The sequence below is a fragment of the Reticulibacter mediterranei genome (assembly GCF_016587455.1).
Genome location: NZ_BNJK01000003.1, coordinates 273,828 through 286,340, shown reverse-complemented (window position 1 = coordinate 286,340; position 12,513 = coordinate 273,828). Strand labels below are relative to the sequence as shown.

13 protein-coding genes are annotated in these 12,513 nt (G+C 51.7%); all 13 read right to left on the bottom strand.

What is annotated here, in order from left to right:
- Nucleotides 1-178 precede the first annotated feature (178 nt).
- The gene (locus K3T83_RS54120; RefSeq protein WP_220211438.1) at nucleotides 179-1,186 is read right to left on the bottom strand and encodes a tetratricopeptide repeat protein; all 1,008 of its coding nucleotides are present in this window, start codon (nucleotides 1,184-1,186) and stop codon (nucleotides 179-181) included.
- Nucleotides 1,187-1,205: 19 nt separating this feature from the next.
- Nucleotides 1,206-1,628 (bottom strand): DUF1643 domain-containing protein, encoded by a 423-nt coding sequence (locus tag K3T83_RS54115; protein ID WP_236065356.1) that lies wholly within the window; start codon nucleotides 1,626-1,628, stop codon nucleotides 1,206-1,208.
- A complete protein-coding gene (locus K3T83_RS54110; RefSeq protein WP_220211437.1) occupies nucleotides 1,568-1,846 on the bottom strand; it encodes a hypothetical protein in 279 nt (92 codons plus the stop codon). The genes K3T83_RS54115 and K3T83_RS54110 overlap by 61 nt, the downstream gene beginning before the upstream one ends.
- Entirely contained in the window at nucleotides 1,839-3,851 is a 2,013-nt protein-coding gene (locus K3T83_RS54105; RefSeq protein ID WP_220211436.1) for a DNA polymerase, read from the bottom strand. Before K3T83_RS54105 ends, K3T83_RS54110 begins: the two co-directional genes overlap by 8 nt.
- 202 nt (nucleotides 3,852-4,053) lie before the next feature.
- On the bottom strand, nucleotides 4,054-4,836 hold the full coding sequence (locus K3T83_RS54100) for a serine/threonine protein kinase (RefSeq protein WP_220211435.1): 783 nt from the start codon (nucleotides 4,834-4,836) through the stop codon (nucleotides 4,054-4,056).
- Between the two features lie 321 nt (nucleotides 4,837-5,157).
- A complete protein-coding gene (locus K3T83_RS54095; protein ID WP_220211434.1) occupies nucleotides 5,158-5,463 on the bottom strand; it encodes a hypothetical protein in 306 nt (101 codons plus the stop codon).
- 713 nt (nucleotides 5,464-6,176) lie between these two features.
- On the bottom strand, nucleotides 6,177-6,407 hold the full coding sequence (locus K3T83_RS54090) for a hypothetical protein (RefSeq protein WP_220211433.1): 231 nt from the start codon (nucleotides 6,405-6,407) through the stop codon (nucleotides 6,177-6,179).
- Between the two features lie 288 nt (nucleotides 6,408-6,695).
- A complete protein-coding gene (locus K3T83_RS54085) occupies nucleotides 6,696-7,358 on the bottom strand; it encodes a hypothetical protein (protein WP_220211432.1) in 663 nt (220 codons plus the stop codon).
- A gap of 98 nt (nucleotides 7,359-7,456) precedes the next feature.
- Nucleotides 7,457-7,963 (bottom strand): hypothetical protein, encoded by a 507-nt coding sequence (locus tag K3T83_RS54080; RefSeq protein WP_220211431.1) that lies wholly within the window; start codon nucleotides 7,961-7,963, stop codon nucleotides 7,457-7,459.
- Between the two features lie 106 nt (nucleotides 7,964-8,069).
- The gene (locus K3T83_RS54075) at nucleotides 8,070-9,275 is read right to left on the bottom strand and encodes a pentapeptide repeat-containing protein (RefSeq protein ID WP_220211430.1); all 1,206 of its coding nucleotides are present in this window, start codon (nucleotides 9,273-9,275) and stop codon (nucleotides 8,070-8,072) included.
- A 284-nt stretch (nucleotides 9,276-9,559) separates the two neighbouring features.
- Entirely contained in the window at nucleotides 9,560-10,081 is a 522-nt protein-coding gene (locus K3T83_RS54070; protein ID WP_220211429.1) for a hypothetical protein, read from the bottom strand.
- A gap of 243 nt (nucleotides 10,082-10,324) precedes the next feature.
- Entirely contained in the window at nucleotides 10,325-10,774 is a 450-nt protein-coding gene (locus K3T83_RS54065) for a hypothetical protein (protein WP_220211428.1), read from the bottom strand.
- A 324-nt stretch (nucleotides 10,775-11,098) separates the two neighbouring features.
- The gene (locus K3T83_RS54060; RefSeq protein ID WP_220211427.1) at nucleotides 11,099-12,226 is read right to left on the bottom strand and encodes a phosphoadenosine phosphosulfate reductase domain-containing protein; all 1,128 of its coding nucleotides are present in this window, start codon (nucleotides 12,224-12,226) and stop codon (nucleotides 11,099-11,101) included.
- Nucleotides 12,227-12,513 lie beyond the last annotated feature (287 nt).

Here is a 12,513-nt window from a genome sequence, read left to right as displayed (position 1 = left end):
AGACAGAATAAAATACCGTCAGCCTCTCTGAAAAGTCAAAATTTGTTGCCAAGTAAATCCGGAGAGTTCTTGCCTTTATCCCTTTTCTTTGAAGGGGATTGAGCCGTTCGGGAGTGGGTCAATAGCGAGATGAAACGGATGGATGAAATCATTTTGTAGGAATGCTCCGTTCACCAGGTTACAAGCCAAAGTTCTGAAGTAATGGCGCGGCGTAGCCTTCAAAGAAGGCCAGGTTGTCCCGCGTCCAATAGAGTGGAATAATGAGCATCGGCGGCAGGCCCATCGTCAGGGCTTTGTCAATGGCGAACTTCGCCTGCACGCTCTCGCCCTGAAGGGCCAGGGCGAGCCCCCGCCAGAATGGCGGATCCCACTCCTCAGGCTCCTGTAGGGCAGCAGCATCAAAGTGCGCCTGAGCAATCTCAGGATGGCCCTCACCCAGTATCAGAAGACCCACACACAGTTTGGCTATGTAGTGTGCTGGTTCCAGATCCATGATTGTGCGTAATTGAATTGCGCGAAGATGATCGTTGATCTGGAGGTTTGCCCCCTCCTCGCTCATATGTGCCCAGAGAGCCATCCAGGCGCTGTTTGCATTTTTAGGATCAAGCATCTTCGCATGGTCATAGTCAGCCGCAGCGTCAGCAAAACGTCCTAAACTGGCGGCAACATTCCCTCGGTTGGCTACTATTTGACCTGCAAATTCATGGTCCTCATCCTGATTTGTTTGGGAATATGCTTCGCTATATCCGGCGTATGCTTCCTCTAAGCGTCCCAGGCGCTGCAACACGAAGGCTCGATTAAAGAGCAGGTCAGTTCGAGCCGTCTCATCATAGGGCTTTATCTCGTAAAGAACGGTTTCATAGAGTTTCAAGGCGATTTCAAGTTTGCCCCGCTCTAGTTGTGTAAAAGCAAGATCAGTAACCACTCGCCAGTTAGAGGGATCGCATTCATTCGCCTTTTTGAAGGCTTGCAATGCTGGTGGGTAGTCTTTCAACCCACGCAACGCATTCCCGCGCAGCCGCCAGATCTCGCTCTCATCAGGCAATAGGGCCAATGCCTGATCTAGCACAGCTATGCACTGGGTATACTGGCCCTGGTCGGAGAGTTCTTCCGCCACATTATACAGGTCAAAGGCCTGCTCTTGTTCTGGTGTCAGTGGTTCATGGATATGTTCGTGTTCAGACACAGTACCCTCCCTTGCTTGCCTATAGCGGCATTTGCACTTGAGAATCAGCACCCGGAACAGGGGTGACAGTGCCGCCCGCCTGTTCTATTTGTTTTTGAAGTGCCTTTGTTTCCTCCGATTCAGGATCTTTTCTGTATGAGGCGATAAAACGTCCTAGAAGCTGCGCTCCATTGTCATAAGTCTGGTGCAATTCTCGTGAGAGTTCCTGAAATGCCGGGGGGTCCTTGAGCTGTTCCCTCAAACATCTCCCATACTCCTTTTTCGGGCCGATGGCATCAATAGCCCGTTGCAGGTCCTCCGGTTCCTTACCGCGAAACGCAAAGAGGTTTACGATCTCCAAACGGCTATAGCCCTCCCGTGTGGAATAGCTGATGAGCCGCCTCAATGTTGCGTCGCCTTTCTGCGCATCGGCCCAGGAAGGATTGAGGAGAACCCAAAGCAGGATTTCCTGCGCAGGCTCCCACCAACGCTGGAGCCAGTAGCGATATTGCCCAGAGACACAGGCATCTCCCCTTCTTTCGGGAAAGGAAAGACACCTGTATCGGTTTCATCTTGCCGCTCGATAGAGTAGGAATGAAACACATCCTCTACGAGAGACGCGCTGATCTCTTCTCTCGTGACCTTGTTTACAAGACCGCTCTTTATAGAATGGTTACTCATCTTTTTTCCAGTACGGGGCAATAATGACATCAGGAGCCGGTATATGGACGCTTGCGAGAAAGTGGCGACAAGCACGCACCATCATCTCTTTCATCAGCGCTTCCACTTCACAGACCACGGCTTCCCGACATTCGATGACCAGTTCGTCGTGTACTGCCAGAATGAGCGAGGCTCCCTCTGGCAGTGCTTCGGAGAGCAGGGCTAACGCGCGTTTTAAAATGTCTGCGTTTGCCCCTTGAATCGGATGATTCTTTGCTGATCGCTCCTGACTCCCATCCTCATCAAATGCAAAATGAAACCAGCGCTTGCGGCCAGCCAGCGTTACCGCATAGCCATGCTTCTTGGCCTGTTGCCCCGCTTGACGGAGCCAGGCAGCAATGCCTGCATAGGTGGCAAAGTAGGCTGTGACCAACGCTTTCGCGTCCTCAATAGAGCATCCAATACGATTGGCAAGCCCTTGTGCCCCCATACCATAGGCGAGACCAAAGTTAATCGTTTTGGCAACAGTGCGTGCCGAGATGCCACCTTTGTAGAGGTGTTTTTTGGGGTCTGTCTCTGGCGGTAAGCGAAACATCATTTTCGCGGTTTCTGCATGCAGATCCCGCCCCTCCGCAAACAGCCGTAGCATTACTGGGTCGCGGGACACTTCCGCCAGAATGCGTAATTCAATGTTGCTCAGATCTGCTTTGAGGATGAGTGATCCGGGCGGGGCCACAAAACAACTGCGCAAGTTTTCTTCCTCGTTCGTCTCTTTCGCCGGAATCTGCTGCAGGTTCGGGTGACTGCAAATGATGCGACCGGAGACCGCGCCAATTTGTGCATAGTCGGTGCGTAACCTGCCATCGGCATCAATTTTCGCAAGCATGTTTTCCCCAAACGCGCTCCTGAATTTCTCTAATCTGCGCCACTCTACCAGATCCGCAATGATGGGATGCGTCGTTGCTCTTCGTTCGAATTCGGCCTCGCGGGTAGAGGATACCTGAATACCTATAGCCGCGAGAGCCGCCCGTAGTTGTACGGAGGAGGCGAGGTTGATCCCCTCTTTGGGAGGTGCTGGCACCTCTGAGTGTGCCTGCTGCCATTGCTGTAATCCGGCTTGCAGGAATGCTGGCCAGGTGCTGTTCCCAGAAGCACGTTGATAGGCTTGCATCAAGCGCTTCTCTTCGGCACGCTTCGCCTCTTGATAGACGTTGTAGGCAGTGTGGAGTGCCTGCCCTAAGACGGTGTGTACCTTCTGTTCTAGTTCTTCTTGCCGAGTGCGTTTGCGAGCAAGGATGGCTCTCCACCGGGTGGCGTCAATACAGACCCCCTGGAGTTCCATTGCAGCGAGGGCGGGAAGCGCTTCGTTTTCCAGGGCTGTTATTGCCTCCAATTGAAGCTCCCGGATCTTTGGTTGCTGCCGCTCATACAGCTGGTAGGCCATTTCTACATCCTGGACCATATAGGCCAGCTGGGCCGCCGGAAAAGGGGCATGCCACTCCTCGGGGCGGCTATCAAGCCCCGGAAACCAGGCTCGCTGTTCTTTCGTAACGGAGAGGCCGTACCGTGCAGCAGTTTTTTGTAGGCTAACGGAGATGGCGTGATCATGTAAGCCCACGCCATGCAGCAGTTGTTCGGCAAGCATCGTATCATAGATGCCTTTCAGCTTCACTCCAAAGTGGAACGCTAAAAACTTCCAGTCAAATTTGAGATTATGCCCGATCCAGACCAATTCCGATGGAGCAAAAAGTGTGAGCAGGCTGGCACGCCACGCCGCCTGTTCTTCTTCCATGAGGGTATAGTACGGACGCATATCCAGGATGGATACATGACCAATCGTTCCGAGGAGAATAGCAATCACACGATCTTTTTGCGGATGCAGCCCTGTGGTCTCCAGGTCAACTGCAAATGGTCCGGTACTTGCCTCTCTTTCCTTGATTATTTCTGCGACATCCTGCAGAAATGAAGCGGATTGGGTGATTCTTGCCAGCCCAGGGATTGGTGCTGAAAAGGAGGTGATGCTCATAGGTGTCCTTCTTTCAGAGAACGTTGGGAGAAAATGAGATACGGGAAAATGGCTTTGCCGAGGGGACACATCTCCGCCTTGTTTCACTCAAATGGTACGCACTCTGTGGTTCTTGTCCTGGAGGTAGTTGTCACTCGCGGCTCCATGCGTATAAAGGTAGATGGTGGGGGACGTTGGAATTCCCCGCCGGATAGCCGATTTTTCATAGCGTTGAACCGTAGAGAAGGCGTTCTAAGTATTGTTGTACAACTAGGCCAGAAGGTCGCTGGGAGAGGTCTCGTTGGAGGAGGGCTTCGACCAACTGGACCAGGATAGGTGGCGAAAATGGAGCCAGTTGCTCTACAGGCGGAAAATCAAAGAGGAGGGATACAGGCAGCGATCTTGGATTATGGCCGGTCAACATCTGATGAAGCACGACCCCCAGACTAAAGAAATCCGTCTGTGCTTTGTGAGCGCCTCGATAGCCGCTCCCTTCGTATTGTTCCGGTGCCGCATACCCCCGCGTGCCGTTGTAACGAAGCGGCGAGAGGAATGGCAGTGTTCCAATTTGGATGGCATTCCCAAAGTCGATCAGGGCAACCGAATGCCCCGTCCCAGTTAGGAGAATATTGCTTGGCTTGATATCGCGATGGAGCCATTTCTGCCAATGGATGTTGACGAGAATACGGGTAAGGTTCAATGCAATGCTGCATGCCTGTTGCCAGGGAAGCGGACCGTTTCGGCGCAAATAAGCACCGAGGGTTTCACCCTGGATAAAGGATATGGCCAGTTCGGTAGGCGATGGCTGACCGAGGAAGCTCGGAATAGCAGGATGCCGGAGTGCTTGCAATGCTCTCACCTCCTGAGAGAGCATCAGGCGGGCCTGTTGGTTTGCTGAAGTTTGCAAACGCTTCACAATATAGCAGCCCCCAGGAGCTTGCACGAGGAGGATCTGATTATGATCGCTTTGGGCAATCATCTGGTAAGGATTCGGATGAGTAAGCATAGATACCTCGTTTGGTCTCGGAGAGATGTTAGTGAATGAAGGGAATGACGCCACGAAATTTATGCGTTTTGCCTATCTTGCATAATGATGAGAACAAGTTCGCGTAGACGTTGTGCAAGTTGCTCCTCTGTTTTGCCTGGATAAAGGTCACTCAGACGCGGACCTTGCCCAATGGCAAGGATGTCTCTATTCTCCGTTGGGAAACAGAGGGAAACTTGTTCTGATAGGCCTGCTGAATTAACTCTTGCATTTGTCTTGGCTGCATTGAGATGCTTACCACTCTCGCCAAGACCATCGTACGTGTGATGGCCATCCACCAGGTTATTCCCGATTAATGCCGTCGTTGCCCGAGAAGAACAGCATGAGAACCAGGAAGGCAACAATCTGCCTCACCCGCCCACCTGGCAAATGGGCACAGATCTGCTCAAACCATTGCAACGTACCTTGATAGCGCTGAAGCCACTGCCAGGCACCACAGAGTGCTTGCGGATCGTTGACCTTTTGGGGCGAACGATAATAGAGGCAGGTCTGCTGAGATGACAAATCCACAAAGCCGTCTCGGATACACATGGTGATCCCAAGTGTTTTTGCTTCGCGCTTGAGATCGGCAAGAGTGACTGGTGGCATGTGATCCCCTTTCTCTCTAACGCTGAACATTAATTTGCCAATCAATGCCGCTCTCGTGCAGCCACAGTGCTTGCTCTGCATTCAGATGGCCATTGGCCAACGCCTTTCGGACAGAGGCCTCCATGTTATCTATTCCATTGACATCATATTCCGTTGTAAATCCCGAATGTTTCAAATCAGGGACACACTCATTTGACTGGATCGTAATGCATGTTGATCTATAAATGCGCATGATGGATGCTTTTCCTATCTTCTATGTGCAAAGTGTCGATTTACGCCATGCAGCAGATTAGCGCGACCATTCTCGTCTTTCGTTTCTGCCGCCCTTCTGTTTCTCATTAGGAGGGGTGTTGTCTTGATGACCTTTCCTGCGCTTCAGATTCATAAACTGCCGGTTTTGTTATCTGATCGCGTGTCAGCTCCCTGCGGATTACGCTCATGGTGCATATGAGGCCCCATCTCTGAAGAAAATGGGATAAGGTGTATTCGGATGAATGAAATAAGGTAGAATGAGCCCGATCCGGGGCAGAGGAGGAGGTCAAGGACTTTTCAGATACTCAGCCATTGATCTCTCATTGTGGCACATTGTATGTTATACTGTGCCAATTGACCCGCCAGGAGAGGATGGTACGTTGCCCGTGCGGCAAACATCAGGCAACATGTATCCTCCCCTCGCCTCCTAACGCTGCATCTTGACACCGTATTGCATGTATTTAACGGACAGCGCTCAGTTGATCGGCAATCATCGCGATGGCCACATCACCAACCAGGGATTGTAACTGGTTATGGAGCTGACCCATGTTTTCCATGCGAGCAGCGATAAAGTCATGCCGGGATGCGCCGTACGAGAGTCCAGACAAACCACGCTGGGCGGCCTCGTACTCGGCGCTGATTTGTGTTAACAAGCGTGCGACTTCACTGCGTTGTTCATCTGCTCCAAGCATGTGTAGCTTCCTCCTTTCCTCTAAGATGTGTGAGCCTTGGGAAAAAGGCTCATGTCTAGCCCTCGCCTTATCGCAAGGGACAGACATGAGCCTGGCCGGAAGGCGGCTTGAAAACTTTTTGAGAGACCTGGGCGTGTTTGATCGCATGCACCTCTCACGTCGATCAGTGACGTGCTCGTCATGGCTGGTTCCTTCTTGCAAAAGAGTGCTGAACATTGTCCTGAAAACAATGCAAGAGCCTGTTTCTTCAGGAGGAAAGCGTGCCAATAGATGTGGCTTCGGTGATGTTTACTTCTCTGAAGGGATGTAGAAGCGCAATCCAAATGCTTCGAGCAAACGGATGAGGAACTGTGCCTCTTTCAACGTCAGATGAGGGAAGCACAGGTGCCTTTCGTCTTCTGTCCAGATGAGCCTTTTGCTCTGCGCTTTCAGCCGGTCCACCTGTGAGGGATGTAAGCGGCTGCGTGGCACATGCAAGGCGTAGAGTTGTTGATAGCTCACCATCAGTTGATGAGCGTGCTGTTTAGCAAAGGCGCGCGCATGGACTTCACTGGGGCGATTCCAGTAGTCGATCCCGGTTTCTCTTTTCGTTGTGTCTCCCCAGCAGATGTAGGTGAAGTAAAAGTCGTCTTTCTTTCGCCCTTTCCGCATCTGCTCATATTCCCTCTGGCGTTGGGCGAGCCGGATACGTTCCTGGTGTTCTTGCCAGTAATGGCACGTTTCATGCAGGAGCGTATCATTGACCTCCTTGAGCCCTTCTCCATGCGTGTAGACATAGATCGTGGAAGGCTTTGTAAATGTGCCATACGTCAAGGGATCTTTGGGGTGAACGATCCGTACGTGAATAATGAGCTGTAAAATCTCTTGTTCACTCAATCCCTGCTCTCGAAGAAACACTTCAAAAGCAGGGATATCAAGAACATATCGCTTATCTTGATTGTGAATACGCATCGAAGATCCTTTTGCTGTTGGGAGCGTTGTTCGGTCTTGGCCCAAGCGCAGTGTCTCCCATTTGCGTCTGTTGCAGAGCTGAAAGAGAGGAGGGGGGATTATCTTTCCTGGGCAGGGAGAAGCGCAAGAAGAGAGAACGTCAGGCTGAATGTTCCTCGCTCAATGGGGGTGTAGGCTTTCTTCAATTTTTGGAAGAGCGTATAGCAAGCATACGTTCGTAGGAAAATTGTCCCCTGCACCACCCGAAGGTCCTGATCAGGCTGAGGCTGACTATTCCAGGTGATGTATCCTCCCCTGTCCTCGTTACATTGCAGAGCCGGTTTGCCATCTTGACAGTCAAGGTCGAATGGTTCGGTCACGTGCAAGGCGTGCAGTGCTCTGGGGTGTCGCTCGCGATACCATCGAAATCCCTCATGATCCGGCAAACTCACTGGATACCGATCTTGTTTGAGATCCTCAAGCGAGCACGACCATCTATCGCCGAGCGGTCCAACACAGAGACAGTGTTCAGGCTCTACTGTGTGAATGTGTCCCTCTCGATCAGTGAAGGTGGGACCAATCTCCACAAGATCCTGTGCGGTGAATGGGCGGATTCGCGTAGGCATCTTCTTGATAAAGAGATCCCAAGTCGTTTGCTGCTTTACGCACTCTGCTGTCAGTTGCAACCTGGGTGACGCTTCCTTCTCTGAGAATGGAAAGGTATCAATCATTTTATTTTCCCTGGAAGCGTGGGAGTAACAATGCGAAGAAGAGGCCTGCAATGATGGAATTGATCACAGCTTCTGCATTTCCCACGAGCCATATACTCAGCGGGGCTTCTGATAACCCTCTGCCTGTACTGGCGAGCAGAATTGCACCGAGAAACGTCAAAGGAGGATCAACGAGCCAAAAGATGAGGGCGAAGATCAGTATATTCATGCTATACGTGAAAAGAACTCGCCAGAGGCGGTAGCCGTAACCAGCAATCGCTGCCAGGAGTAAGGACCACAGCCACTCTTTCCATGCACGTTTCCGCCAGAGCATCTTGCGTTCCTGCACGTTATAGCGAAATCGCAATGACGCCGCGACACTTTTCTGCCCCTGGCCCTCTAGGATGGTTGCTACCTGGAGATGGGCACGAAGCATTTCAAGCGTATCATCCCTCTTCTTGTCTTCTGGCACATCGGCTCTGGTAAGAAGCTGTTTTATATACACTTCATCCCCTAGCCGACGCACTCCATCCCAATTGGGAACTGAAAGCAAGGTGGCTCCCCAGCTGATATCGGCGAGACGTGGAGCCACTGCCTCTTCTCCATAAAGAATGGCACCATCCAGATCTACATTTTGCATCCAAGCGTGGTGGAGATCGGTGCCAATCAGAATAGTCTGTTGTAACTGGGCTTCTGCCATGTAGGCATGAGCCAATTTTGCATGGGAGAAATCAACAAAGCGAGCACGCATCATTTCCAGATTGGCTCCTTTCAAATTGACCCATCGCAAATTCGCTGCGGCCTGACGGCATTGTTGCTCCGTACACTGGTCTTTTGCATCCCAGGTAGGACCGAAAAGCACGCGGCACAGCGGCAGATCGCTCAAATCAAGCCCTTCCAGATTGGCTCCGCGTAGGTCGAGACCGTTGCGTCGCTCTAATGGTACCTTACCGCATTCTTTCTGATACCAGACAGGACCACGTCCCTCTTCATGACTGCTAAGAAGGTATTCGAGATCAGCGCGTGTCAACCGCTGATCTTGAGGGAGTTGGGAAAAGGGATAGATGCCCTGTACAACATCGATCTGGATGGCGCGACGGTGATCCAGAAACTTTTTGCGCTCTTTTTCAATCTCAGGCTCTTTCCGCCAATCCTCCCCGCGGGTCAGCCAATGTTGCTGCCAATTGGAGGGTTCAGGGGTAGATGGTACTTGTGCTAGCGTGTCCATGCTTCTTATTTGCTCCTTTGGTTGGCACTCTGTCTATACATCTGTTCTTGCTTGTGTCGAGAATGGTCTATGCGGGTGAGGCAGGCACCGAAATCAAGTGGTGGCTGATGGATGATGGAGAGAGACCAATAGCCTCCTCGACGAGGGGCGAGGTTCGCCGTACAAGTCCTTCGTACGTTCGACCCTTCTCCTGCACGCCATGACTAGAGGCTGGTAAGAGGTTGCTAGAGAGAAACTTCCTCTTCGTGGCTTGTTTCATTCCCGCTTATAGTGGGATTCTTCTGCTACGTTGATGAGGTTGGTGTTGCAGCAGGAGGTTCACTGTTTGAGGCGAGCGGATTCTGCTCGCCAGGCTGCTTTGAGCAAAACACTCGGTGACTGTTGGCATCATGCCAGTGCTGATCAAGGACCAACTTGACTTGAAAGCGGTGTTTGCGCTGTCGGGCACAGAGAAGCTTGTGAAAGACATTAGTTTCGTCCATCCAGTAGACGCTCTCCCCTCTACAAATGGCTTTGTTGATTTTCCGCGTGCTGCCTAGCGGTTGTTCGTTGTGGAGCGGACTAGCTGCCAGTGGTATAGTAGTCGTATGAAGCGCTTCCTGCGCTCGTACGAGGATTTGCTCATACGGTCCTTCGCTCCGTTTCCATTGACGGAGAATCTCTGTATTTCTTAACGGGATAAGAAGAACATAGCTGTCCGTTCTGCGCGATTCGATCAAGTTCGCGCCAGTTTGAGGGCAAAAATGCTTCGCATCTGGACGCAAGCGACGATCATTGAAAAAGGTATTAAGCGTTGACTCTAGCATAGAAGCGCTCCTCTCTTGGAATGTCTGTCGATTTCGTACCAGGCAAAGTCCCGTATTGTGTTGGGATACCCTGGTACAGTGTGAATTTTCACTGCGTAGGGATAGGGCTGTCACAATCAATGGCAACGATGATTCCATCGTGCCCATACTAATTCGTCACAATGCACACAGGCGCACCTTCCACCAACTCTTGTTCACACCGTTCTTTTTCGTTGAGGAGGTCCCACTGACCATCTCTGCCTTTCAGTTTGCCGTCGGCGTTTCATGCTGGCTGGGCTTGTGTCCTTGTTGATGGATGTTTTCAATGTGGATGCCGATCTGGTGGAAGCGAGCCTGGCAAGTTTCTACGCGCTGATGCAGGCCTTCCAGCTCTGTATCGCAAGTAGCGTAAAGCACATAGGCAATCTCTTCGGGCGGGCGGTCAGTGATGGCTTGCAAGAGTCTCTCGTTTTGGACATACGAGGGCCAATGGTCGAGGAGAGCGAGTATCAGCGGCAGCTCTTGCGCGTTGAATACGTCGTCAGTGGCAATATGGTGGTTGGTCCAGTTTATGACGATGAACGGCCCTGTCTCCAGGTTCAGAGTGAACTCATGTCCAGGGGGAAGCAACGCGATTTCGGTGTGTTGGAGAGTGAGCGCAAATCTGCGATATTGCTGCCCGGCAGGAAGCGGTAGAATGGATCTGCTTGCCATCGAAATTAGTCTTCTCTTTGGCTGATTCGGGGTCAGGTGACGCTGGCCCCAATTGTTGGATCTGTTGAAAAAGAGAGGGAACATACTACAGGGTCGTTTCAGGTGGTGAGATGATGAGGAGAGAGAAATCTGATAGCCTAGCCTCTTGAAGAGATGCGTGCGACCCGACACGGAACCTCTTAGGCAAGAGCGCAAGGCTTGGTTGGGAACGGTGATAAGAGCGTCTATTGCGGATGAGAGAGAGTTTCATACTCTATTACTGCTCAACCCCGATGGAAACGCTTGCAATGTGTTCAAGCAGCTGCTCACTTTCCTGGCAAGCGTTCAGGCTGCCGAGAGCGTTTTTCGCGCCTCTGCTCGTTGTTTCTCTTCGTCACGCCTGGCTTTTTCTTCGATCAGCTCACTATAGCGGCCTCTAATGGCATCAGGTTCGGTGTAGCTCATTTCGATCCCCATGATTGCGGCGATCTCGCAGCGCACCTCTGCCAGCAGCCTCGCCTCTTCCCAAGTGGGCATGACCGTCGGCCAATGGCGAGTATAGTGCAAGTGCTTCGGGATGCGTTTCTCCACTGCCTCTCGAAGCGTCGCCTTCCGTTTTGCCTCAGCCAGCCCCCAACGCATTTCATCGGTGAGTAGATGTTCAGCTATATCACCCAGCCAACGCTTGGATTGGAAACTGAAGGTAGAGATAATCTCTAGCATGACCATCTCACGATACAAGTCATGGTACGCTGAGTTCGCGGTGGCCGCCACAAGGTCCGAGAGCTTTGCTAATATACAAAAAATGCAAGAGATGCGAGACATTCCATGACGGTATGCTTCATGAATAGAGAGGCCATGCGCTCGATGGTACTCAAAGCACTGCTCTTTTTCCCAGGCCAGAATAGGATTCCAGGAGTAGCCGTTCGTCCCTAATGTTTTGCTGAAGAGTTTTGGCTGCGGCGTGCAAATTGGAGCTTTGGCCCGGTCAGGGCTTTCATCCCACCGGATGCCAAGGATCTGCAAAATGGTCTGGCCAGGAAAGCGCTGGACTAATTCACGGCAGATAATAGCAGTTTTGAGTTCTGATGTGCAAAATCTCATACTTGCAGTACTCCAAGGAAGTACTAATTTTACACATAAGAGCTGTGAATAGCGATTTACGTTGTCTCGCCAGCGCTGGAGCCAGCGGTCCATCATATCTCCTGATTGTCGGCGAACAACTACTAACTCAATACCGAGCTGATCACAGAGCCGTTGGCACTGCGGCTGCGAGTCTGTATGTTCAACGCGTCCTAGATCACTGTGAATACCAATGAATGGGCCTTGATAGCCGTTTGCGCGCAAATTGCTGAATGCATAGGCAGCGGCTGTCGCCCCGTCAATCCCTCCAGAGAGGCAAGCGGCGACCGGAGCATGCCGTCGTGTCAGATCTGCAACAGTTTCGTCAACAGCCAGTGTGGGCCAGGTCATACGTATGTTCCTCGCTTTTTCCATGGAAAGAGTGTGTAAAGAGAAAAATAGAAAATAGACGCTATTCAGTAATAAAGTGGGTAATAGGCTGTAAGCCTGTGTACTACGATTGCTCACGTACCTCGTACTTTATCGAGATCTGCTGAAATGACGACAGAGAGCATCTGCTCTCTTCTTCGGGTTGCCTGACCACGGAGATCTCCATGGGGCAACGAGCTTCACGAGAGCGTGCAAGGTTTTGAGCGCTTCAGGCGGCATCCCCTCCAAGCGGGAGAAGATGCCATACA

Coding starts and splice junctions, on each gene's coding strand:
- K3T83_RS54100 (WP_220211435.1), bottom strand. CDS start 4,836: ATGCTTACTCATCCGAATCCTTACCAGATGATTGCCCAAAGCGATCAT.
- K3T83_RS54075 (WP_220211430.1), bottom strand. CDS start 9,275: ATGGACACGCTAGCACAAGTACCATCTACCCCTGAACCCTCCAATTGG.
- K3T83_RS54060 (WP_220211427.1), bottom strand. CDS start 12,226: ATGACCTGGCCCACACTGGCTGTTGACGAAACTGTTGCAGATCTGACA.
- K3T83_RS54070 (WP_220211429.1), bottom strand. CDS start 10,081: ATGCTAGAGTCAACGCTTAATACCTTTTTCAATGATCGTCGCTTGCGT.
- K3T83_RS54080 (WP_220211431.1), bottom strand. CDS start 7,963: ATGCCTACGCGAATCCGCCCATTCACCGCACAGGATCTTGTGGAGATT.
- K3T83_RS54090 (WP_220211433.1), bottom strand. CDS start 6,407: ATGCTTGGAGCAGATGAACAACGCAGTGAAGTCGCACGCTTGTTAACA.
- K3T83_RS54095 (WP_220211434.1), bottom strand. CDS start 5,463: ATGCCACCAGTCACTCTTGCCGATCTCAAGCGCGAAGCAAAAACACTT.
- K3T83_RS54105 (WP_220211436.1), bottom strand. CDS start 3,851: ATGAGCATCACCTCCTTTTCAGCACCAATCCCTGGGCTGGCAAGAATC.
- K3T83_RS54110 (WP_220211437.1), bottom strand. CDS start 1,846: ATGAGTAACCATTCTATAAAGAGCGGTCTTGTAAACAAGGTCACGAGA.
- K3T83_RS54085 (WP_220211432.1), bottom strand. CDS start 7,358: ATGCGTATTCACAATCAAGATAAGCGATATGTTCTTGATATCCCTGCT.
- K3T83_RS54065 (WP_220211428.1), bottom strand. CDS start 10,774: ATGGCAAGCAGATCCATTCTACCGCTTCCTGCCGGGCAGCAATATCGC.